Origin of the sequence: Enterobacter soli ATCC BAA-2102 (assembly GCF_001654845.1) — a bacterium.
Lineage (GTDB): Bacteria > Pseudomonadota > Gammaproteobacteria > Enterobacterales > Enterobacteriaceae > Enterobacter > Enterobacter soli.
The window spans coordinates 81,960-105,218 of the sequence record NZ_LXES01000003.1; the positions used below are offsets into that span (position 1 = coordinate 81,960).

Here is a 23,259-nt window from a genome sequence, read left to right on the forward strand (position 1 = left end):
GATTAGCGTGCATCCTGCAAATACTGGCGTAGCCAGCTTCCGGCGACGCCAGGCGGGGATCGTTTGTTCCACAGCAGATCAATCCCGATCGCGCGCGGCCAGCCCGGAACATTCAGCTGCACCAGTGATTTCGCCGCCGCGAACTCATCCACCAGCGCGCATGGCAGCGCGCACCAGCCAAATCCCTGCACCGCCATACTCAAGAGTAACAGGTAATTGGGCGCTGACCAGACCGGCCCCCGCGCAAGCGTGGTTTCCCGCTCAAGATAGGTGCTCAGACGCAACTCGCGCCAGCCGTGCAGTTCGTCGGCCTGCGTCTGATGTTGCGCCGCAAGGGGATGCTCGGCAGAAACATAGATGGCCATCCGGGTCTGCATGGGCAGCCGGGTGGCACCGATATCGGTCGGGTAGCTGTCACGTGCTTCCGTCAGCCCGACCTGCGCCCTCTCTTTCTGGAGAAGATCGATAACATCCTCTTCCTCGCCGATCAGACATTCGAATTCCGTATGGGGAAAACGCTGGTCGAACTGTTTCATCAGGTCTTCCAGCACGTCCGGGTTCAGCGTATCGGAAAGCACAAACGTCAGGCGTGCTTCGGTTTGTGCTGTCAGCGATACCGCCAGCTCGTCGAGCCGCGCGCTGGCGGCAAGGATGGATTGTACATAGCCCAGCACCTGCTCGCCCTGCGCGGTTAAGACAGGCTGACGCGCCGAGCGGTCAAACAACTCGAACCCCAGGTCTGCCTCAAGATTGGCAATAGAGGTACTGATGGTGGACTGGCTTTTACGCAGCCGACGCGCGGCAGCAGAAAACGAACCGGCGGCAACGGTTTCAACAAACGCCGTGAGGGCTTCGGGTGAATAGCGCATGAAGTATCTATTTTATCGATGGATACCATCTTTTATATATCATCTTTAACGATAAAAATAGGCCGCAACACCGCCCATTCTGGCGAATTAACGAGGTCACTATGCAACATCAGGATGCACTCCAGCGTAAGCTGCCGGAGCGAATCTTTCATGCGGTTTGTTTTGAAGGAATTGCCACGGCGATCCTCGCCCCGACGGCCGCGTGGTTAATGCAACGTTCAGTCGTTGAAATGGGCGGCCTGACCATTATTCTGGCCACCACGGCGATGCTGTGGAATATCATTTATAACTTTGGCTTTGACCGCTTCTGGCCCGTACAGCGGGTAAAACGCACGGCCAAAGTCCGCGCCCTGCACGCGCTAGGATTTGAATGCGGTTTTATCGTGATCGGCGTAACCATCGTGTCTGCGGTGCTCGGCGTCACGCTGCTTCAGGCATTTACGCTGGAAATCGGTTTCTTCCTGTTCTTCCTGCCCTATACCATGTTCTATAACTGGGCGTATGACACTCTGCGCGATAGATTCATCAAGCGCCGCCAGCAACGACGCGCCCTGGCAGGCTAATCCTCCCCTGGCCGGACACCCGCTCCGGCCAACCTCCTCAGAAGCAACGGCGATCTCCTCTCATAATTATGGTAAATTGCACTCCTTTTTGTTCGTTTTATAGTTGATACGTTGCTCTAATGTCGAAAATTTGGTCAAAAGAAGAGACTCTCTGGAGTTTCGCCCTCTACGGCACAGCCGTGGGCGCAGGAACCTTGTTCTTGCCCATTCAGCTCGGCTCCGCAGGTGCCATTGTCCTGCTCATTACTGCCCTCGTGGCGTATCCGTTAACCTACTGGCCGCACAAAGCGCTGGCGCAATTTATCCTGTCGTCGAAAACAAAAGGCAACGAAGGGATCACCGGGGCGGTTAGCCACTACTACGGAAAGAAGATCGGTAATCTGATCACCACGCTCTATTTTGTCGCCTTCTTTGTGGTGGTGCTTATTTATGCGGTGGCGATTACAAACTCGCTCACCGAACAGCTGGCGAAGCGCATGACGGTTGATCTTAGTGTGCGGGTGATGGTGAGTTTTGGCGTGGTGCTGGCGCTGAATCTGATCTTCCTGATGGGACGGCATATCACCATTAAAGTGATGGGATTTTTGGTCTTTCCGCTGATCGCCTACTTCCTGTTTTTGTCGCTGTATCTGACCGGTAGCTGGCAGCCTGAGCTGCTTACCAGCCAGATGGCATTCGATCAACATACGTTGCACCAGGTGTGGGTTTCTATCCCGGTGATGGTTTTCGCTTTTAGCCATACCCCGATTATCTCGACGTTCGCGGTCGATCGTCGCGAGAAATACGGTGACGCTGCCATGGGTAAATGCAAAAAAATCATGAAGGTGGCATACCTGATTATCTGCCTGAGCGTGCTGTTCTTCGTGTTCAGCTGCCTGCTTTCCATTCCTCCGTCTTACATTGTGGCGGCGAAAGAGGAAGGGGTAACGATTTTGTCGGCGCTGTCGATGATGCCCTCTTCTCCTGCCTGGCTTGGGATTTCCGGCATTATTGTCGCCATTATCGCGATGTCGAAATCGTTCCTCGGCACCTATTTTGGGGTGATTGAGGGGGCGACGGAGATTGTGAAGTCGTCGCTGAACCAGGTCGGGGTGAAGAAAAGCCGCGCCTTTAACCGCGCGGTTTCCATTCTGGGCGTGTCGCTGATTACCTTTGTGGTGTGTTGTATTAACCCGAATGCGATTTCGATGATTTATGCCATCAGCGGTCCGCTGATCGCCATGATTTTGTTTATTATGCCGACGCTGTCGACGTATTTGATCCCATCGCTGAAGCAGTATCGTTCGGTGGGGAATTTGCTGACGTTGATTGTTGGGGTGTTGTGTGTGTCGGTGATGTTTGTGGGGTGATTCGAAGAATGAGAACGCAGGCTGTTCCGTTCACTTCGATTCCAGCAGAAAATTGATTCTTCACCGCCCGTGAACGGGAAAAGGGGGCCACCTCGGCCCCTTTTTCAATCCCGGCTCCCGATACTGTTAAGCCCGAATATCGTCATACTCCCGCGTATTATCAAACTCATGCTTCGCAAACGGGCACAGCGGGATAATCTTGCGGTTCTCACCGCGCATCTTCTCTACGACTTTCGCCACCAGCTGTTTACCGACGCCCTGCCCTTTCAGGCTCGGATCGACATCAGTGTGCTCGATAATGCTCAGGTGCTCGCCGGTCGGGACAAACACAATCTCGGCGACCTGATTTCCGTCAGCATCATTCACATAAAACTTGTTATGGCCTTCCAGAATATCCATAGTTCCTCGCTTATTTTTGGCGATACTTCAGCGCACCGCTTGGGCAGGTATCAATCACACGAATAACTGTTTCTACATCCACTTCATCCGGGATGATCCACGGTTTGCGTTTCAGATTGAATAGCTTAGCGCTACCGCGTACACAATTTCCTGAATGCTTGCAGATCCCGGTGTTGAAGTAGACATCTATTTTTTCCCCGGTATAGGCCCGGTAACCTGCATCCAGTAGTTCTTTATCCATGACATTGCCTCTGTAATTATTATGGTGCTGAACAAAGCATAGCCTCGTGGGATCCTGATGGCTATCCATGCAAAAAACGAAAAGCCAGCTCACAACTCTGTTTTTGTCAGATTGCGCGCCACATTTCCCCATGTCAGGCTCCGCGAATATCTCATTTTTGTATTTCAGCCGCAGGACATATGAAACGCAGACTCCCTTTTCAGGTGAAGCTTTTTTTATCTCTGGTGTTTTTTTCCTGCCTGCTATTAGCGCTGCTGGGTGCGATCCTGTTCCATTTTATTGACCGACAGCTGCACCACGATCTCGGGCAACGTGCACGGGTGCAGGCCAGCGAAATAGCCCTGATGCCAGGGCTTGCCGATAAAGTCGCCGCCAGAGATATCACCGGTATCGCCCGCTTAATTCAGCCTTTACGCGCAGAAAGTGATGCCAGTTATATTGTCATCGGGGATACGCGCGAGCAGCATCTGTATCACTCAGAGTCACCTGAACGTCTTAATTTACCCATGATTGGTGGGGATAATGCCGAGGTCTTAAAGGGAAAGACCATTATTTCCGTACGCAAAGGTGGGATAGGTGTTTCATTACGCAGTAAAGCCCCGATATTTAATGCCCAACATCAGGTGATCGGGATTGTCTCGGTGGGTTATCTGACCTCGTACATTGCCAATATTAATGCCCGCATCCTCTGGCAGTCGGGGTTATATGGCATTGGACTTTTACTTTTGCTGTTTATTTTTTCCTGGCTGTTTACCCGTAACCTCAAAAAGCAGATGTTCCGCCTCGAGCCCAAAGATATCGCCCAGCTGGTACTGCAACAAAAAGCCCTGCTTGAAGCCATGTACGAGGGCATATTTGCAGTCAATGCTGAAAAGCAGCTGATTTTAATAAACCGGGCAGCGCGAGAAATGCTGGATATTCGCCAGAGCGAGAAAGAGCTTATCGGCAAACCGCTCGATGAGGTCTTGCAGACCTCACCCGGTTTCTTTTCACAGCGCTATGCCTCAATAAGCAGCGGCAGCCACGATCAGATTGCCGTCCTTAATCATCGGGAAGTGATCGTTAACCGTGTGGCCATTGAGGTCGAGCCGAATGTGGAAAGCGGCTGGGTGTATAGTTTCCGCGATAAAAACGACATTAACACCCTCAGCAGCCAGCTGAGCCAGATAAAGCGGTACGCTGACAACCTGCGCATTATGCGCCATGAACAGCTGAACTGGACCGCCACCCTCGTCGGGCTGTTGCAGATGAAGCATTATGACGAGGCCATTCGCTACATTCAGGCCCAGTCCGATGGCGCGCAAAAGGTGCTGGATTTTGTCTCCGCCCGTTTTACTTCGCCGGCATTGTGCGGGCTGCTGCTGGGGAAATACGTCAGCGCGCGCGAAAAAGGCGTTGAACTGCTTTTCGACCCCGCCTGCCAGTTAACCCACATGCCGTTGACGCTCAACGAAACAGAGCTGATGTCGGTTATTGGTAACCTGCTGGATAACGCCGTGGATGCCACGCTGAAAGCACCCGTTCCCGCCGCAGTGGAACTCTATATTTCAGACAGAAACCAGGAGCTGCTGATAGAAGTGGCCGACCGGGGCTGCGGCGTGGACGATGCCATGAAGCCGCACATTTTCCAGCAGGGGTTCAGCAGTAAACCCGACTCCGGCAACGAAATAACCGGCTCCGAGCACGGTATCGGTCTGTTTCTGGTGGCAGGATATATTGATAAGGCCGGTGGCAATATCGAAATCACCGACAATACCCCGCAAGGGACTATTTTCACGGTGTTTATTCCCTTTAAACCTTCCGTTCGACAGGGCTAAAACATGACTACTACCCGGGCAATTGATGTCGTCATTGTTGAGGACGAACCTCACCTCGCCGAGCTGCATCGTGAGTATATTGAGCAGAATTTCCATTTGCGCGTTGTCGGCATTGCCCCTTCGCTGGAAAAGGCGCGCGAGCTGATTAGCCGCCATCAACCACGGTTGATTCTGCTCGATAACTACCTTCCGGATGGCAAAGGCGTGAATTTAATCGACAGTCCACTGCTGAAGAGTTTTGAGTGCTCAGTCATTTTCATCACTGCGGCCAGCGATATGCAAACCTGTAGTCATGCCATGCGCAGCGGCGCGTTCGACTACCTGATAAAACCGGTGTTTTTCCAGCGCCTGCACGCCTCGCTTGAGCGGTTTTTGCGCTTCATCCACACCGTACAACAGGTGAAGGTGGTGGACCAACATGCGCTGGATCGCCTGTTTAATCTGCCCGCGGCTGAGTCCTCTCCAGCCCCTTCCACCAAAGGGATTGAACCCAACACCCTGGAGCGCATTACGCGCTTTTTCACCGATAACCCTGACAGTAATATGTCTGTAGAAGAAGTCGTGGAAAACGTGGGGATCAGCAAAACCACGGGCCGTCGCTATCTGGAATACTGCGTGGAGAGCGGGTTTATTAGCATCGAAATGTTGTACGGCAATATTGGCCATCCAAGACGGCTATATCGCAAAGCGCCCGCCAAAGAATAATCCGCAAACCGGATGGCGTTTTGCGGATTTAATGGTGTTAATTGCCGAAACAACGCCGACAATCACACTTCGGAAGCGGGGCTTTCGCCCCCCTATTGTCTGATGTTCCCCATACGCTATGTTGACCATTAGTTCCTCAAATGTAACTAAAAGGTTAATTATAATGTCGAACACTTTCCGAATTTCTCTGCTTACCGCTACCGTACTGATCTCTACGTCTGCAATGTCTGCTTTACCGCAGAGCTACCCTGCCGAGTATCAAAAAGTCGTGGATGCCGCGACCAAAGAGGGCAAAGTGGTGATTTACTCCACCACCGACACCAAAGCTGCCGGGCCGCTGATTGAGGGCTTCGAGAAAACCTATCCGGGCATTAAAGTTGAATACAACGATATGAACAGCACCGAGCTGTACAACCGTTTTATCAGCGAGCAGGCTTCCGGTGGCGGCAGCGGTGATGTGGTCTGGAGCTCCTCAATGGATACCGCGCTGAAGCTCGCCACCGACTATGCGCAGGAGTACAAATCCCCTGAGCAAAGCCAGCTGCCAAAATGGGCGGTCTGGAGCGATAAAGCCTACGGCACTACCTATGAGCCGGTGGTCTTTATCTACAACAAACGCCTTATCCCCGCGGCCGAAGTACCGGATTCACACGCGGCGCTGGCCAAACTTATCGCCAGCCAGAGCGATAAGTTCAAGAGCAAAGTCACCACCTACGACATCGAAAAATCCGGGCTGGGCTTTATGCTCTCCGTTCAGGATTTCAAGGCCGATCCAAACTACCTGAAAACCCTGGCTGACGTCGCCAAAGGCGGTTTAGCCGTGCAGTCTTCAACCGGTACGATGATGGAAAGGGTATCGTCAGGTGAAAACCTGATTGGCTTTAACATCCTCGGCTCCTACGCCGAAGCCCGCGCGAAGAACGATCCGTCCCTGGGCATCTCCTATCCGAAGGATTACACCCTGGTGTTATCGCGCGTGTCCTTTATCAGCCAGCAGGCGCAAAACAGCAACGCCGCGAAGCTGTGGCTGGACTATGTGCTGTCAGAAAAAGGACAAAGTATTCTGGCGAATCAGGCTGATATCCCGTCCATCCGTAACGATATCGAAGGCAAAAATGATATCGACGGCCTGACCAAAATTCTGGGCAACGCGCTGAAACCGATCCCGGTTGATGAAAGCCTGCTGGAATACCTGCAACCGAAAAAACGTCTGGACTACATCAAACAGTGGCGCGAAGCCGCCGCCAAATAAGTCCGGGCATAGCGCGGCGATTCTGCCGCGCTCCTTCTCCTGATGTCGTTGTTCTGGGTTCCAGCACCAGGGATACACTATGAATGCATTACACAGAAAGTGGCAAAGCCTGCCTCGCGGCGTAGTGGTGTTGATAACCGCTCTGGTTATCTATGTTCCGCTGTCGTTCATCGTGATACAGAGCTTCTTATCCGCTCCCTTTTTCTCTCCGGCTAAAGAGTGGAGCTTTGAATCATTTGGGTTTATTTTCACCGATCCCGATTTCTATAAAGCACTCAGAAGCGGTTTCATTCTCGCGTTCGGTCTGGTCATCATCGCCATTCCGCTTGGTGGGGTACTGGCGTTTCTGATGGTTCGCACCGATTTACCTGGCCGCCGTCTGATTGAGCCGCTGATCCTGGTGCCGATTTTTGTGTCGCCGATGGTTCTGGGCTTTGGCTATGTGGTCGCCGCCGGGCCGGTTGGGTTTTTATCTCTGTGGGCGCAGTCGCTGATTGGTTTTGTGCCCTGGAATATCTACGACATGTCGAGCATCGTGGTCATCGCTGGCCTGACGCATGTTCCGCACGCGTATCTGTACATCTCCTCGGCGCTGCGAAGCGTGGGCTCTGATGTGGAAGAAGCCGCGCGCACGGCGGGAGCTTCTCCGTTACAGGTGATGACCTCCGTCAGCCTGCCGATGGTACGCCCGTCGATTCTGTACGCCATTGTATTGCTGTTCTTCCTCGGGCTGGAGGTGTTTGGCCTGATGCTGGTGCTGGGCGATCCTGAGGGCAACATGGTGCTGGCAACTTACCTGTACCAGCTGACCAACAAACTTGGCACGCCGTCGTATCACCTGATGGCAGCAGTGGCCGTGGTGTTGATTTGTATCACCATCCCACTGGTGATGTTACAGCGCCGCCTGATGCGCACCGCCAACCGCTTTGTGACCGTGAAAGGCAAGGCGTCACAGGCGCGTGCTTTACCACTGGGCAAATGGCGCTGGGTGGCTGGTGGCGTGGTGGCATTCTGGCTGACCGTGACCATTGGCGTTCCGCTGCTTGGCGTGGTGCTGCGCGCGTTTATCTCGAACTGGGGGGTGGGAGTTTCTCTCTGGGATGAGCTTTCCCTGAGCACCTTCCGCACGATCTGGGCTCAGCCAAACCTGCTGCGTGCCATCGTCAACTCGATGTCTATCGGCGTGATTGGCGGCGCACTGGCCGTGGCCTGTTATCTGTTTGTCGGTATTGCCATGCACCGCAAACCGGACAACACCACGCGGTTCCTCGATTACAGCGTGCTGGTGCCACGTGCGGTGCCGGGTCTGCTTGCGGGTCTGGCATTCCTGTGGGTGTTCCTGTTCCTGCCAATGTGGCTGGACAACTCGCTGAAATCTGGCTGGCTTTCCGGGTTTTTCTGGTCCGACTGGATGCGCGAAAACCTGATTGTCTGGCTGCGTTCATTACGCAGCACCATCTTCAGCGTCTGGCTGGCCTACACAGTGGTGTGGATGGCGTACGGGTTGCGGCTTATCTCCTCAACGCTGCTCCAGGTCGGGCCTGAACTTGAAGAAGCGGCGCGCAGCACAGGGGCAACGCGCGGGCAAATTACCCGTCACGTCACCATTCCGCTGTCACGCTACGGTCTTATCGGCTCATGGTTGTTGATGTTCCTGATCTTTGAACGCGAATACTCAACCGGTGTGTATCTGCTTTCGCCGGGTACGGAAACCATCGGCTCGATGCTGGTTTCCCTGTGGGCGGCAGGTGCCATTGATATCGTGGCTGCGCTCTCTTTTATTAACATCCTGCTGGTCGTGGTAGGTCTGGGCATCGCCCTTCGCTTCGGAGTTAAATTACATGATTGAATTAGCGGTCGAAAATCTGCACTTAACCTACGGCGACAACCCGGTGTTAAAAGGGGTTTCCATGAACCTCAAACGCGGTGAAGTGGTTTCCTTGCTGGGGCCATCGGGCAGCGGCAAGACCACATTGCTGCGTGCGGTTGCGGGCCTGGAAAAACCAACCCAGGGTTCGATTATCATCGGCAAAAATAGCGTTTACAACGGCACGCCACGCAGTGAGATCCCGGCAGAAGAACGCAATCTGGGGCTGGTGTTTCAGTCCTACGCTCTGTGGCCTCACAAAACCGTTTTTGAGAACGTGGCGTATCCTTTAAAGCTGCGTAAGGTCGCAGCGAAAGAGGTAACCCAGCGCGTTCAGGACGTACTGGATCAGCTCGGCCTGGGCCATCTGGGTAAGCGTCACCCGCACCAGCTTTCCGGTGGTCAGCAACAGCGTGTGGCGATTGGCCGGGCGCTGGTCTATAACCCGCCGGTGATCCTGCTGGATGAACCGCTCTCGAACCTGGACGCCAAGCTGCGCGAAGAGGCCCGCGTGTTCCTGCGCGAGCTGATTATCAAGCTCGGCCTGTCGGCGCTGATGGTCACGCACGATCAGAATGAAGCCATGTCGATTTCTGACCGTATTCTGTTGCTTAACAACGGCAAAATAGAGCAACAAGGCACGCCGCAGGAGATGTATGGCTCGCCAAAAACACTATTCACCGCCGAGTTTATGGGCAGCAATAACCGTCTGCATGGCAAAGTGACAGAAGTCCGCGATGGCAAAGCGCACATTGAAGGCAACGGCTGGAGGTTATGGGGCCAGGCGGCTGAAGGCGTGAAAGCAGGAAGTGAAGCCACGGCGGTTATCCGTGTAGAGCGCGTAGCGGTGTTGGAAGGCCCTGGTGAAAACCAGCTTGAACTGCCGTTACTTACCAGCATGTATCTGGGGGATCGCTGGGAATACCTGTTCCGTACGGCGGGGGATGATTTTGTGATCCGAGCCTATGGTCATGACGTTCGGGATCCTCAGCACTGCCATTTGTCATTACCGGAAAAACACGTCTGGATCTTCCCGAAAGGGTGATTAAAGGCCGGACGTTTCTGCCATTGCCCGGTGGCGCTGTGCTTACCGGGCCTACAAAACGAAAATATCCAGATTTCGGTAAAGTCACCTCTAAAATATAGTGGTTAATTTAACCTAAATATATCCTCTTCCAGGACGATGATCTCTCAAAGCATAATACTAAGAAAAGCAGGTGAACGATGGCTGGGATCATCACCAACGTCAATACTCTGGTAGTATAAAATACCGCGTTAAAAAACAGTTCCGTATTACAGCAATCCGTTGAGCGACTCTCCTCCGGGATGCGAATTAACAGCGCTAAAGACGATGCGGCAGGCCAGGCGATTGCTAACCGTATGGGAAGCCAGATTAAAGGTCTTCTTCAGGCGCAGCGAAACGCCAGCGATTCGGCCAGCGTTAGCGTTTCAGCCGTGACCTCTTCAGTGCTCTACAGCGATATCTCCACGCTGCCGTCGCGCACGGTGTCAGGGCTTTCTTTTGTGGACGACAGCAACGCGGCGATGGGCGCCGATGCACTGGTAAGCAGCAACGGCAAAAACTATATCCAGCAGGGAACGGACTATTACGAAGCCGAACTCAACTGGGGCCCGACTGGCGCAATGCAGGCCAAAGTCACCGATCCCACGGCGCTGACGACCCTGACATCGCCGGTTAACGTCACCACGACACCAGCGGTAGATTTAACGACGGTAACCCCCTCCTTCCTGGACAGCAGCGGGAATGCGGTATCCGGTGCCGCGCGGCTGGTGAAAAACGGCAGCTCGTATTTCATGGAAGTGGACAATGGCGGAGGCGATTTTCGCTATTATGCCGCCTCTATTGCTGTCACCAGCGATGGCGGAACGCCCGCCGTTACCGTTCAGGCAAACACCGCGACTGCGCAAAACACCTTTACGGATGTCAGCACCGTCGGCGGCACATCATACGTAACGATCGACCCGGCGAAGATGCAGCTGAACTATACGGACAACGACGGCAAAACCTTTGCTAACGTGCTCGATAGCGACGCTGACGGGAACTATGTGATGAACCTCGGCGCAGACGGAAAAAGCGCCACTCTGGTACAGCAAAGTGACGGCTCACTGCTGATTAAGACACTCAACGGCAGCGGCGAGATCCAGATTTATTATCCCAACAGCTATACCGCGTCTACCGATGCCGCAACGGGCTGGACCACCATCAATCTGCGGGAAACCGGAGACGGGATCCGTCTGCGCAACCCGGAAGATCCGCAGGCAACCCTCGATGCGGCGATTGCCCGTGTCGATCAACGCCGTAGCCTGCTGGGCGCAACCATGAACCGCCTCGAATCCGTGCAGAATGTGCAAACGGCAACCTCCACTGCACTGAGTGCCTCGCGTTCGCGAATTGAAGATGCTGATTACGCCGAGGAAGTATCGAAAATGTCTCGTTCGCAGATTGTGCAACAGGCGGGGAACTCGGTGCTGGCAAAATCGAATCATCTGCCGGATGCGGTACTTTCGTTGTTGCAGGGATAATTGGCGTGATGGAGCGGGTGAAGGGAATCGAACCCTCGTATAGAGCTTGGGAAGCTCTCGTTCTACCATTGAACTACACCCGCTTTGAAGTGCGTAAAGCATTATAGGCCTTACGCACTTTCACACAAGCCTCTTGATGACTAAGTGGCGATAAAATAATCACTTAGCATTTCGGTTTGCTGCCCTGGACCGGGAGATAACGCTGCGGATCGATGGCAGTAGCACGGTAGCGGATCTGGAAATGGAGCTTCACCGAGTCCGTCCCTGTGCTGCCCATCGTCGCAATCTTCTGCCCTGCCTTCACGTTCTGCCCGTTGTTCACCAGCATGGTGTCGTTGTGCGCATATGCGGTGATGTAATCTTCACCATGCTTAATCATGATCAGATTACCGTAGCCACGCAGCTGGTCGCCGACGTAAACCACCTTCCCGGCACCGGATGCGTAAACAGGTGTCCCGCGCGCCGCAGAGATATCAATGCCCTTGTTCCCGCCCTCAGACGTTGAATACGGCATCACCACTTTGCCGCTGGCAGGCCAGAGCCAGCAGCGCTGCCCGACCGGCGGCCAGGATGATTGCGGTACCGCGTAAGATGGTGTCACTTTGGCGGTTTTCGTTTTAGACGACGCGGAATTTTTTGCGGTAGAAGAAGAGCCGCCGTTAACCTTCAATTTCTGCCCCACCTCGATGGTGTAAGGCGGAGAAATGTTATTCAGACGCGCCAGATCTTTCACGCTGGTCCCCGTTGTGCGGGAAATTCGATACAGCGTATCCCCGCGCTTAACGGTGTACACCGCCCCGGAATAGCCGCCCATATCGGAGGATTTACTGCCAGAACATCCCGCCAGCAGTAACGTTAGCGTCAGAAGGGATAAGGCAATAATAGGGTTTCTGGTCAGGCTTCCTGCAAACAAAACAGATCCTCGGTCAGCGTAAATGGCGCACTATGATACCAGCCTCAATCCTGATGCCCAACAGCTGCTGCAAACGGATATCCGTGGGCAATAATTTCCATCATTTCCGGCATATAGGGCATTGCGGGCAACTTCACCAGCGCCGGGTAGAAAATCTGCGGCGAGGGAAACACATCCACCACGTAACAGTGGCTGAGCTTACGGGCATCCACCTCAGAAGAAGGCAGTAGCGTGGCGGCCTGCAAACCAGATTCCAGCCAGTCCAGAATGACGCCAGGCTGGGTGATATACATAATCACTTTCGGATTCACGCCCGCTTTGCGAAACAGATCGATCAGCATCTCATAGGTGCCGGAGTCCTTTGCCCGGTGCAGCAATACCAGTGGAAAATCACCCAACGCGGTGTAATCAAACGGGTTGGCTGGTGCAGCAGGCAGGCAGGATTTAGCAATCACCGCCACCAGCTTAATCGGGTCGAAGGAAACATAATCGAACCCTTCACTGCGATAAGGTCGCTGAATAAGCGCGACATCGATTGTCCCGGCATTAAGCTGCGTCTCTAAATGACTGGAATCCGACACCGAAATATTAATTTCGGCATGAGGATGGCGGCGATATAACTCTAATAACAGCGGTTTAAAATAGGACTGAAAAAGATGGGTTAAACCGATGCGTAACTGAAATTTATCTTTCTGCGCAATTTCAGTTGTTTCGCGTGCAGTATCTTCAACCTGGCGTAATATTTCACAGGCTTTACGATAAAGAAAATAACCGGCTTCCGTCGGTTCAAGTCGATTTCAACGGCGCGTAAATAACGCGACCTGTAATTCTTCTTCCAGCTCCTGAATGCGTTTACTGAGCGGCGGCTGCGCCATATTGAGCGACTTCGCCGCCTGGCTCACCGAGCCCTGCTCCACCACTCTGCAAAAATAACGTAGCCTTTTCAGATCCATAGTGAACGCCCCTTCTCTTTTTCGCCTGCCAGTATCACACCCGATATCGCAAAGGGGAAGTTTTTCCTTATACCGCATTTATTTAACATTAATAACAAACCTGCAAATTAAACCTTTTTGATCTGGTTCGCCTCCGGTAAACGGTATTTGTCGGAATAACGGTGCCGCAATATCGTAGAACCACTCCTGTTACCTGAGATGGAATCCATCATGTCAAATAGCGATAACAATGTTCATGACCTGCGTTCCGCGCTGGCGTTATTAAAAACGCTGCCGGGCGAATATGTTGAAACCAGCGTTGAAGTTGATCCTCACGCCGAACTGTCGGGTGTTTACCGTTATGTTGGTGCAGGCGGAACCTGCCAGCGCCCAACCCGTAAAAACGGCCCGGTGATGGTATTTAATAAGGTGAAAGGCTTTCACGATATCAGTGTGGCGATTGGTCTTAATGGTTCACGCAAACGCGTCAGCCACTTTCTGAACTGCGAGCCGGAAAAGCTCGGCCACCTGCTGAAAAACTCCGTGCAGAACCCAATTTCACCGGTCATCGCGCGCGATAACGCGGTCTGTCAGGAAGTGGTGCATCTGGCCACAGACGAAGGCTTCGACCTGCGCAAACTGCTACCTGCGCCAACCAATACCGAAGAGGATGCAGGCCCGTATATCACCATGGGATTGTGCTACGCCTCTGACCCGGAAACCCACGAGTCCGACATCACCATTCACCGCCTGTGCGTGCAGAGCAAAGACGAGCTCTCCATGTGGCTGACCCCTGGCCGCCATATCGATGCGTTTCGCATGAAGGCCGAAGCGGCAGGTAAACCGCTGCCCATTTCCATCAGCATCGGCGTTGACCCGGCCATCGAGATTGCCGCCTGCTTCGAGCCGCCAACCACCCCACTTGGCTTTGACGAGCTGAGCGTGGCGGGCGCGTTACGCGGCCACGCGGTTGAGATGGTGCAGTGTAAAACCATCAACGAAAAAGCAATTGCCCATGCCGAAATCGTTATTGAAGGCGAGCTGCTGCCAAACGTGCGCGTGCGCGAAGATCAGAACACCAATACCGGTAAAGCCATGCCGGAATTCCCGGGCTATACCGGCGAAGCCAAAGAAGCTATCCCGGTCATCAAGGTGAAAGCCGTTACCCATCGCCACAACCCAATCTGGCGCACTACCGTTGGGCCTGGTGAAGAACACGTGAACATGGCTGGTATCCCAACGGAAGCCAGCATCCTCGATATGGTTGAGCGCGCCATGCCGGGCAAACTGCTGAACGTGTTTGCCCACTCCGCAGGCGGCGGCAAGTTACTGGCAGTGATGCAATTTAAGAAAGCAGCAGCAGTAGACGAAGGGCGCCAGCGCCAGGCGGCACTGCTTGCGTTTTCTGCCTTCCCGGAACTGAAGCACGTCATTCTGGTGGATGAGGATGTCGATATTTTCGACAGCGACGACGTGATGTGGGCGATGCAGACCCGCTACCAGGGCGATGTGGACACCGTATTCATCCCCGGCGTGCGCTGCCATCCGCTCGACCCGTCACAGGTGCCGGAATACAGCCCGAGCATTCTCCAGCAGGGGATGTCGTGCAAAACCATTTTCGACTGCACCGTACCGTTCCATCTCAAGCACCACTTTGAACGTTCGAAATTCAAAGAGGTAGATGTGAAACGCTTCCTGCCAGACTTCGAGTAAGAGGAATTAACGTGACCACGCAACGTATCATCATCGGGATCAGCGGTGCATCGGGATTCCAGTACGGCGTTAAAGCGCTTGAGCTACTGAAACCACTGGATCTGGAAGTGCATCTGGTGGTGTCTAAAGGGGCTGAGCGCACCTGCGAACTGGAAACCGACTATCAGCTCGATAAGGTGATGGCGCTGGCGGATGTCGTTCATCCCATTAGCAATCTGGGGGCGTCGATATCCAGTGGTTCGTTTAAAACGCTGGGAATGCTGGTTGCCCCTTGCTCCATGCGAACGCTTGGCGCAGTGGCTCACTGCCTGACGGACAATCTGCTGACCCGCGCCGCCGATGTGGTGCTGAAAGAGCGGCGTCGTCTGGTCCTGCTGGCCCGCGAAACACCGCTGAATCTTGGGCATATCCGCAACATGGCTGCGGTAACGGAAATGGGCGGGATTATCTTCCCGCCGGTTCCGGCGCTTTATCAGCGGCCGCAGAGTACAGATGAGATCATTAATCACAGCGTCAGCCGCGCACTGGACCTCTTCGGTCTGGACGTGAAAAACATCCCGCGCTGGGGCGAAGGCAACCTGCTCTACACAGAATAATATTTAGGAAAACATCATGTTAATTGGTCCTTATGTGAATGGCGCAGCCGTCATTCTGGGTGGATTTGCGGGCTCTCTGGTCGGGACACGCATCCCTGACCGGGTGAAAACCGCGCTGCCCTTGACGTTTGGCCTTTGCTCCGTGGGTCTGGGCATCAACCTGGTTATCAAAGTGAAGTTTATGCCCGCCGTGGTTCTGGCCATGGTGCTGGGCGCGGTGATTGGCGAACTCTTCTTTCTGGAAAAACAGATTGGCAAAGCGGCGGGAACCACGCGCGGGCTGATCAACCGTATTTTCCCGCCGGTTCAGGGGCTATCGCATGACGAATTTACGGAAAAATTTGTCGCCATTCTGGTGCTGTTTTGCGCCAGCGGAACGGGGATTTTTGGTGCGATGCATGAGGGAATGACCGGCGATCCGTCTATTCTCTACATCAAAACTGTGCTGGATCTCTTTACTGCGGCTATCTTCGCCACCATGCTCGGCTTCTCGGTGATGACCATCGGTATTCCGCTTATCGCTGTGCAGGTCGCACTGGCCACGCTTGCGGTGTTTATTCTGCACCTGATCACGCCTGATATGATGGCCGATTTCTCCTGCGCAGGCGGGCTTATCATGGTGGCGACCGGGCTTCGCATCTGCAACATTAAGGCATTCCCGGTGGCCAATATGTTACCCGGTCTGATACTGGTTATGCCTTTTTCAGCTCTGTGGGCCAAACTGTTCGTATAAGAATGCCGTATAATAAAGCCGCAGGTGGTGGTGCACAGCCCTAACCTGCGGTCTTTGTACTGGAGCAATAATGAGCATTCAAGAACACGTCATTTTAGTAAATGACCAGGGAACGGTAATTGGCACTCAGGAAAAATACGCCGCACACACGTCACATACCCCGCTGCATCTGGCCTTCTCATCCTGGCTGTTTAACGCAAAAGGCGAATGTCTGGTGACACGGCGCGCCATGAGCAAAAAAGCCTGGCCCGGCGTCTGGACCAATTCCGTGTGCGGTCACCCTCAATCCGGTGAAGAGATTGAACAGGCCATTATCCGCCGCTGCCGCTTTGAAGTGGGTGCAGAGATTACGGACATTACTGCCGTCGCGCCTGAATTTCGCTACCGTGAAGCCGATCCTTCCGGGATTGTCGAAAACGAGATCTGCCCGGTTTATGCCGCACGCGTCACTGCCGGCATCGTCATCAACCATGATGAAGTGATGGAATACCAGTGGGTCGCGCTGGAAGCGTTATTCTGTGCGCTGGACGCCACGCCGTGGGCATTCAGCCCGTGGATGGTGATGGAAGCCACCGCCGCCCGCGACGCGCTCCGCACGTTCGCCGCACAATAAAAAAGCCCCGGCGATAATCGCACGGGGCTTTTTTTACGTCCTGACGGCTTATTTCACCGGACGCATCGCCGGGAAGAGGATCACGTCACGGATGGTGTGGCTGTTAGTGAACAGCATGACCATACGGTCGATACCAATGCCCAGGCCCGCTGTTGGCGGCAGGCCGTGTTCCAGTGCAGTCACATAGTCTTCGTCGAAGAACATCGCTTCGTCGTCGCCTGCGGCTTTCGCATCAACCTGATCCTGGAAGCGCTGCGCCTGATCTTCCGCATCGTTCAGCTCGCTAAAGCCGTTGCCGATTTCGCGGCCACCGATGAAGAATTCGAAGCGGTCAGTGATTTCCGGGTTCTCGTCATTACGACGCGCCAGCGGAGACACTTCAGCCGGGTATTCGGTGATGAAGGTAGGCTGAATCAGGTGCGCTTCGGCCACTTCTTCGAAGATCTCGGTCACGATACGGCCCAGACCCCAGCTCTTCTCAACCTTGATACCGATGCTTTCTGCAATCGCTTTCGCAGAGTCGAAGTTATCCAGGTCAGCCATCTCAGTTTCTGGACGGTATTTTTTGATAGCTTCGCGCATGGTCAGCTTAACGAACGGCTTACCAAAGTCGAACACCTCATCACCATAAGGTACTTCGGTGGTACCCAGAATGTCCTGTGCCAGGGTGCGGAACAGAGATTCGGTCAGCTCGATCAGATCTTTGTAATCTGCGTAAGCCATATAGAGTTCCATCATGGTGAACTCTGGGTTATGACGAACGGAGATACCTTCGTTACGGAAGTTACGGTTAATTTCGAACACGCGGTCGAAACCACCCACCACCAGACGCTTCAGGTACAGTTCCGGCGCGATACGCAGGTACATGTCCAGGTCCAGAGCATTGTGATGCGTGATAAACGGACGTGCAGACGCGCCGCCTGGGATCACCTGCATCATTGGGGTTTCCACTTCCATAAAGTCACGGTTAACCATGAACTGACGGATACCGGCCATGATCTGGGAGCGGATTTTGAAGGTCTTGCGGGATTCATCGTTAGAGATGAGATCCAGGTAACGCTGACGATAGCGCGCTTCCTGATCCTGCAAACCGTGGAATTTGTCCGGCAGTGGGCGCAGTGCTTTGGTCAGCAGACGCAGTTCGGTACAGTGGATAGACAGCTCGCCGGTCTTGGTTTTGAACAGCTTGCCTTTCGCGCCCAGGATATCGCCCAGGTCCCACTTCTTGAACTGCTCGTTGTAGATACCTTCTGGCAGATCGTCACGGGAAACGTACAGCTGAATACGGCCGCCAACGTCCTGTAAGGTCACGAAAGAGGCTTTACCCATGATACGACGCGTCATCATACGGCCAGCCACAGACACTTCTACGTTCAGCGCTTCCAGCTCTTCGTTTTCTTTGCCGTCGAAGTCAGCGTGCAGTTGGTCTGAGGTGTGGTCACGACGAAAATCGTTCGGGAACGGCACGCCCTGCTCGCGCAGTGCAGCCAGCTTCTCGCGGCGGGTTTTCAGTTCGTTGTTAAGATCGACTACCGCGTCAGCGCCCTGTGCTTGTTGTTCAGACATGTTGGTTCCTCATAACCCTGCTTTCAAACTTGCTTCGATAAATTGGTCCAGGCTGCCATCCAGCACCGCCTGCGTGTTACGGGTTTCAACCCCGGTACGCAGGTCTTTGATGCGGGAGTCATCAAGGACGTAAGAACGAATCTGGCTGCCCCAACCGATGTCTGACTTGTTGTCTTCCATCGCCTGTTTCTCAGCATTTTTCTTTTGCATCTCCAGTTCATAAAGCTTCGCTTTCATCTGCTTCATGGCCTGATCTTTGTTCTTATGCTGGGAACGGTCGTTCTGGCATTGTGTCACCAGCCCGGTAGGAATGTGGGTAATACGTACCGCAGATTCCGTACGGTTAACGTGCTGACCACCCGCACCTGACGCGCGATACACGTCGATACGCAGGTCTGCCGGGTTGATTTCGATATCAATATCATCTTTCACTTCCGGGTAGACAAACGCGGAGCTGAAAGAGGTGTGGCGACGGCCACCAGAATCGAACGGGCTCTTACGTACCAGGCGATGAACACCCGTTTCGGTACGCAGCCAGCCGTAAGCGTAATCGCCAATAATCTTGATGGTAACGGATTTCAGGCCCGCGACTTCGCCTTCGGACTCTTCGATGATTTCGGTTTTGAAACCACGCGCTTCAGCCCAACGCAGGTACATACGCGTCAGCATACTGGCCCAGTCCTGAGCTTCTGTACCGCCAGAACCTGCCTGGATATCGAGATAGCAGTCAGCGCTATCGTACTCGCCGGAGAACATACGACGGAATTCAAGCTGCGCCAGCTTCTCTTCCAGCACGTCGAGCTCTGCTACAGCTTCGTTAAAGGTTTCTTCGTCGTCGGCTTCGACGGCCAGCTCCAGCAGACCGGAAACATCTTCCAGACCCTGAGCCATTTGATCCAGCGTATCTACGATGGCTTCGAGAGAGGAACGCTCTTTACCCAGCGCCTGTGCGCGTTCAGGTTCGTTCCAGACGTCCGGCTGTTCCAGCTCGGCGTTTACTTCTTCAAGACGCTCTTTCTTGGCATCGTAGTCAAAGATACCCCCTAAGAACGTCGGAGCGCTCGGTGAGGTCCTGAATGCGGTTTTTTACCGGATTAATTTCAAACATGGTCTGTTTTCTTTTATGGACTTGTCAAAATGCGGTGATAAGAGCGGGATTGTACCGAATCCACGCCCTTTTTTATAGAGATTACTGACGCTAAATTGGCCAGATATTGTCGATGATGATTTGCAGGGAGCGGTTACCGCGAAACTCGTTAATATCCAGCTTGTAGGCAAGCTCGACTTCACGCACGCCGTTGTCCGGCCAGATGGCGGTGTCGACGTTAAAGGCAATCCCGTCGAGCAACGGGCCGCCGCCTGACGGCTCGACCATCACCTTAAGATGGCGTTCACCAACAATACGTTGTTGCAGCAGGCGAAAACGCCCATCGAACAGAGGTTCCGGGAACATCTGTCCCCACGGGCCTGCATCACGCAGCATCTGCGCCACGTCCATGGTCATTTCTGCGGGCGTTAACGCGCCATCGGAAACCACTTCACCCTGTAACAAAGACGGGTCGATCCAGTCCGTCACCAGCTCGCCAAACAGGCGCTGGAACTCGTCGAACTTCGACGCTTCCAGCGACAGACCCGCCGCCATCGCGTGCCCGCCGAACTTGATCATCAGCCCTGGGTGGAGTGTATCCAGGCGCTCCAGCGCATCGCGCATGTGCAACCCATGAATCGAACGGCCCGAACCTTTTAGCGTGCCATCCCCTGCCGGGGCAAACGCGATCACCGGACGGTGAAAACGCTCTTTGATGCGCGACGCCAGAATGCCCACCACGCCCTGATGCCACTCGGGGTGATACATCGCCAGGCCACCAGGCAGCGTATCGCCACTGCGTTCCAGCTTTTCGCATAGGGTCAGCGCTTCGGCCTGCATCCCCTGCTCAATCTCTTTGCGGGTCTGGTTCAGCGCATCCAGTTCGTTTGCCAGCATCCGCGCTTCGCCGATGTTGTCACACAACAGCAGCGCAACGCCGACGGACATATCGTCCAGCCTTCCGGCGGCGTTCAGACGTGGCCCGAGGGCAAAACCTAAATCGCTAGCCGCCAGCTTAAGTGGGTCACGGTTGGAGATTTCCAGCAGCGCTTTAATGCCGGGACGACATTTTCCTGCACGGATACGGCTTAACCCCTGCCAGGTTAAAATACGGTTATTGGTATCGAGCGGCACAACGTCCGCCACGGTGCCCAGCGCCACCAGGTCGAGATATTCCGCCAGGTTCGGCATCGCAATACCGCAGGCTTCAAACCAGCCTTTTTCACGCAGCAGCGTGCGCAGGGCCAGCATCAGATAAAACGCCACGCCCACACCGGCCAGTGATTTGGACGGGAATTCACAGTCGCGCAGGTTGGGATTGATGATTGCCTCGGCGGCAGGCAGGGTATCACCCGGCAAATGGTGATCGGTAACCAGCACCGGGATCCCCAGCGCATGCGCCCGATCGACACCGGCATGTGACGAGATCCCGTTATCCACGGTCATGATCATCTGCGCGCCAAGCGCATGGGCCTGATCCACCACTTCCGGGCTCAGGCCGTAGCCATCTTCAAAGCGGTTAGGCACCAGATAGGTGACGTTATCGCACCCGAGCGCGCGCAGGCTGAGCACGCTCAGCGCCGTGCTGGTTGCGCCGTCGGCATCAAAATCACCGACAACCACAATCCGCGTCCCTTCACGGAACGCGTCGTAGAGCATCGCGGTGGCGGTTTCTACGCCGCTCAGCTGCTGCCAGGGCAGCATCCCTTTCACGCTGCGTTCAAGATCGGCGGTATTTAACACGCCCCGGCTGGCATAAAGCCGACGTAAAAGCGGTGGCATATCCGCAGGGAGATCTGCGTTCTCATTCACTTCACGACGGCGGAGTTGGATGGGTGCTTTCACGCGGATTAGTTACCACCAAACTGTTTCTGGTGCGCGTCGAGGAACTCTTTCATCTCTTTCGGCCCCTGATAACCTGGCACAACGTAGCCATTGCTCAGCACGATAGCAGGAGTGCCGTTCACGCCAAACTGCACGCCCAGCGCGTAGTGGTTAGCGATATCAATGTCGCAAGACGCAGGCTTAACGCCTTTGCCGTTCATTGCATCATCAAACGCTTTGTTGCGGTCTTTCGCACACCAGATAGCCTTCATGTCCTGCTCTGGCTGGCTCTGCACGCCCGCACGCGGGAAGGCCAGATAGCGCACGGTGATCCCCAGCGCGTTGTAGTCTTTCATCTCTTCATGCAGCTTGTGGCAGTAGCCACAGGTGATGTCGGTGAAAACAGTAATGACGTGTTTTTCCTGCGCCGCTTTATACACGATCATCTCTTTTTCGAGCGCGTTCAGGTTTTTCATCAGCAGCTGGTTAGTCACGTTCACCGGCTGTGCGCCGCTGACATCATACATTGGCCCCTGAATGATGTGTTTGCCATCTTCGGTCACGTACAGCACGCCGCTGTTGGTCAGCACGGTTTTCATACCGGCGACTGGCGCAGGCTGGATATCGCTGCTGGTCACGCCAAGCTTGGTCAGTGATTGCTTGATTGCGGCATCGTCAGCGTGAGCAAAACCGGTAAAAGAGGCTGCCAGCAAAGAGAACAGCGCTAAAGACTTTTTCATATTCAATCCTATTACAATTCGTCGGCACTCACGCGCGTGGGTGGTGCTGTTGGTGAAGCTGCCGCAGGCGTTCCGTCGCGACATGGGTATAAATTTGCGTCGTTGAAAGATCGCTGTGCCCAAGTAGCATCTGCACCACGCGTAAATCAGCTCCGTGGTTTAGCAGATGCGTCGCGAAGGCATGACGCAAAACGTGCGGCGACAGTTTTTCACTATCGATACCTGCCAGTGTGGCGTAATGCTTAATGCGATGCCAGAAAGTTTGCCGCGTCATCTGTTGCGCACGCTGGCTTGGGAAGAGCACATCAATAGAAACGCCGTTCAACAACCACGGGCGGCCGTGCTCCAGATACGTTTCCAGCCAGTACACCGCCTCTTCTCCCAGCGGCACCAGCCGTTCTTTGTTCCCTTTACCGATCACACGTACAACGCCCTGACGCAGACTGATGTCACTCATCGTCAGCCCGACTAACTCAGAAACACGCAAACCGGTAGCATACAATAGCTCAAGCATGGCTTTATCGCGTAACTCCAGCGGCAGGTCAACCGCTGGCGACTGTAATAATCTCTCAACTTGTGCTTCGCTCAGATCTTTAGGCAGACGCTGCGGGAGTTTAGGCGAGGCCAGCATCGCGCTGGGATCGTCGGCACGAATTTTCTCACGATAAAGGTGCTGGAACAGCCGCCGTATGGCGCTTAACAGGCGCGCGGAGCTGGTTGCTTTGTAGCCGCCCTCAATGCGTTCGGCCAGCAATCCTTGCAGGTCATCGCTTTGCGCGTTCTCAAGCCCCAATTCCCTGTGCGCCAGCCACTCCACCAGCAGGGTGAGGTCACGTCGATAGGCGCTAATGGTGTTGTCGGCCAGGTTTTTCTCCAGCCACAGCGCATCGAGAAACTGTTCAATGAGTGCGAGATCCTTTTCCACATCAGCCCCTT

The 23,259-nt window shown here is 54.3% G+C and carries 21 protein-coding genes, 1 tRNA gene and 1 pseudogene; 12 read left to right on the forward strand and 11 right to left on the reverse strand.

The genetic code is table 11. The annotated features are described in order from the left end of the window. Nucleotides 1-2: 2 nt before the first annotated feature. Nucleotides 3-869, reverse strand: coding sequence for a LysR family transcriptional regulator (locus tag M987_RS01270; protein WP_014071631.1), 867 nt, complete (start codon nt 867-869; stop codon nt 3-5). Nucleotides 870-970: 101 nt separating this feature from the next. On the opposite strand from M987_RS01270, the gene M987_RS01275 reads away from it, so the two are divergent. Continuing rightward, nucleotides 971-1,432: a multidrug/biocide efflux PACE transporter gene (locus M987_RS01275; RefSeq protein WP_014071632.1), complete on the forward strand. Its 462-nt coding sequence runs from the start codon at nt 971-973 to the stop codon at nt 1,430-1,432. A gap of 119 nt (nt 1,433-1,551) precedes the next feature. Further along, nucleotides 1,552-2,781 carry an amino acid permease gene (locus M987_RS01280; protein WP_014071633.1) on the forward strand — a complete coding sequence of 410 codons (1,230 nt, stop codon included), beginning with the start codon at nt 1,552-1,554 and terminating at the stop codon, nt 2,779-2,781. 126 nt (nt 2,782-2,907) lie between these two features. Here M987_RS01280 and M987_RS01285 read toward each other — a convergent pair whose 3' ends face one another. Together M987_RS01285 and yjdI are read right to left on the reverse strand one after the other, a co-directional pair. After that, the gene (locus M987_RS01285) at nt 2,908-3,180 is read right to left on the reverse strand and encodes a GNAT family N-acetyltransferase (protein WP_014071634.1); all 273 of its coding nucleotides are present in this window, start codon (nt 3,178-3,180) and stop codon (nt 2,908-2,910) included. A 10-nt stretch (nt 3,181-3,190) separates the two neighbouring features. Continuing rightward, complete coding sequence (gene yjdI / locus M987_RS01290; RefSeq protein ID WP_014071635.1) at nt 3,191-3,421, reverse strand: 4Fe-4S mono-cluster protein YjdI; 231 nt, start codon at nt 3,419-3,421, stop codon at nt 3,191-3,193. A 179-nt stretch (nt 3,422-3,600) separates the two neighbouring features. Between yjdI and M987_RS01295 the strand changes: the two genes are divergently transcribed. The 6 genes from M987_RS01295 (at nt 3,601) to M987_RS25200 (ending at nt 11,606) form a co-directional block, all read left to right on the forward strand. Then, nucleotides 3,601-5,238 carry an ATP-binding protein gene (locus M987_RS01295; RefSeq protein ID WP_014071636.1) on the forward strand — a complete coding sequence of 546 codons (1,638 nt, stop codon included), beginning with the start codon at nt 3,601-3,603 and terminating at the stop codon, nt 5,236-5,238. A 3-nt stretch (nt 5,239-5,241) separates the two neighbouring features. Beyond that, complete coding sequence (locus tag M987_RS01300; protein WP_014071637.1) at nt 5,242-5,943, forward strand: response regulator; 702 nt, start codon at nt 5,242-5,244, stop codon at nt 5,941-5,943. Between the two features lie 163 nt (nt 5,944-6,106). Beyond that, nucleotides 6,107-7,195 carry an ABC transporter substrate-binding protein gene (locus tag M987_RS01305; protein WP_014071639.1) on the forward strand — a complete coding sequence of 363 codons (1,089 nt, stop codon included), beginning with the start codon at nt 6,107-6,109 and terminating at the stop codon, nt 7,193-7,195. 79 nt (nt 7,196-7,274) lie between these two features. Beyond that, a complete protein-coding gene (locus tag M987_RS01310; RefSeq protein WP_014071640.1) occupies nt 7,275-9,044 on the forward strand; it encodes an ABC transporter permease in 1,770 nt (589 codons plus the stop codon). Further along, complete coding sequence (locus M987_RS01315) at nt 9,037-10,107, forward strand: ABC transporter ATP-binding protein (RefSeq protein WP_014071641.1); 1,071 nt, start codon at nt 9,037-9,039, stop codon at nt 10,105-10,107. Before M987_RS01310 ends, M987_RS01315 begins: the two co-directional genes overlap by 8 nt. Before the next feature lie 281 nt (nt 10,108-10,388). After that, nucleotides 10,389-11,606 carry a flagellin gene (locus M987_RS25200; protein ID WP_041162118.1) on the forward strand — a complete coding sequence of 406 codons (1,218 nt, stop codon included), beginning with the start codon at nt 10,389-10,391 and terminating at the stop codon, nt 11,604-11,606. Nucleotides 11,607-11,615: 9 nt separating this feature from the next. Here M987_RS25200 and M987_RS01325 read toward each other — a convergent pair. From M987_RS01325 to M987_RS01335, 3 genes and pseudogenes are all read right to left on the reverse strand, one after another. Beyond that, nucleotides 11,616-11,689 (reverse strand) — tRNA-Gly (locus tag M987_RS01325). Between the two features lie 80 nt (nt 11,690-11,769). Then, entirely contained in the window at nt 11,770-12,519 is a 750-nt protein-coding gene (gene actS / locus M987_RS01330) for an amidase activator ActS (RefSeq protein ID WP_014071642.1), read from the reverse strand. Between the two features lie 44 nt (nt 12,520-12,563). Continuing rightward, nucleotides 12,564-13,472 (reverse strand): annotated as a pseudogene (locus M987_RS01335) (LysR family transcriptional regulator). 210 nt (nt 13,473-13,682) lie between these two features. On the opposite strand from M987_RS01335, the gene M987_RS01340 reads away from it, so the two are divergent. From M987_RS01340 to idi, 4 genes are all read left to right on the forward strand, one after another. Continuing rightward, a complete protein-coding gene (locus M987_RS01340; RefSeq protein ID WP_014071643.1) occupies nt 13,683-15,164 on the forward strand; it encodes a UbiD family decarboxylase in 1,482 nt (493 codons plus the stop codon). Nucleotides 15,165-15,175: 11 nt separating this feature from the next. Then, complete coding sequence (locus M987_RS01345; protein WP_014071644.1) at nt 15,176-15,760, forward strand: UbiX family flavin prenyltransferase; 585 nt, start codon at nt 15,176-15,178, stop codon at nt 15,758-15,760. Between the two features lie 16 nt (nt 15,761-15,776). Then, nucleotides 15,777-16,493, forward strand: coding sequence for a DUF554 domain-containing protein (locus tag M987_RS01350; protein ID WP_014071645.1), 717 nt, complete (start codon nt 15,777-15,779; stop codon nt 16,491-16,493). A 70-nt stretch (nt 16,494-16,563) separates the two neighbouring features. Further along, nucleotides 16,564-17,106, forward strand: a complete 543-nt coding sequence (gene idi / locus M987_RS01355; protein WP_014071646.1) for an isopentenyl-diphosphate Delta-isomerase — start codon at nt 16,564-16,566, stop codon at nt 17,104-17,106. Nucleotides 17,107-17,154: 48 nt separating this feature from the next. Here idi and lysS read toward each other — a convergent pair whose 3' ends face one another. The 5 genes from lysS to xerD all read right to left on the reverse strand — a co-directional run bounded on the left by lysS (nt 17,155) and on the right by xerD (nt 23,248). Next, nucleotides 17,155-18,672 carry a lysine--tRNA ligase gene (lysS, locus tag M987_RS01360; RefSeq protein WP_014071647.1) on the reverse strand — a complete coding sequence of 506 codons (1,518 nt, stop codon included), beginning with the start codon at nt 18,670-18,672 and terminating at the stop codon, nt 17,155-17,157. A 9-nt stretch (nt 18,673-18,681) separates the two neighbouring features. After that, nucleotides 18,682-19,780 (reverse strand): peptide chain release factor 2 gene (gene prfB, locus M987_RS01365; RefSeq protein ID WP_014071648.1). Its coding sequence is split into 2 segments (ribosomal slippage): nt 18,682-19,704 and nt 19,706-19,780, totalling 1,098 coding nucleotides; the frame shifts between segments, so codons are not numbered across the junction. 90 nt (nt 19,781-19,870) lie between these two features. Beyond that, on the reverse strand, nt 19,871-21,604 hold the full coding sequence (recJ, locus tag M987_RS01370; RefSeq protein WP_014071649.1) for a single-stranded-DNA-specific exonuclease RecJ: 1,734 nt from the start codon (nt 21,602-21,604) through the stop codon (nt 19,871-19,873). A 5-nt stretch (nt 21,605-21,609) separates the two neighbouring features. Next, the gene (dsbC, locus tag M987_RS01375) at nt 21,610-22,323 is read right to left on the reverse strand and encodes a bifunctional protein-disulfide isomerase/oxidoreductase DsbC (RefSeq protein ID WP_014071650.1); all 714 of its coding nucleotides are present in this window, start codon (nt 22,321-22,323) and stop codon (nt 21,610-21,612) included. 28 nt (nt 22,324-22,351) lie between these two features. Then, a complete protein-coding gene (xerD, locus tag M987_RS01380; RefSeq protein WP_014071651.1) occupies nt 22,352-23,248 on the reverse strand; it encodes a site-specific tyrosine recombinase XerD in 897 nt (298 codons plus the stop codon). Between the last annotated feature and the right edge of the window lie 11 nt (nt 23,249-23,259).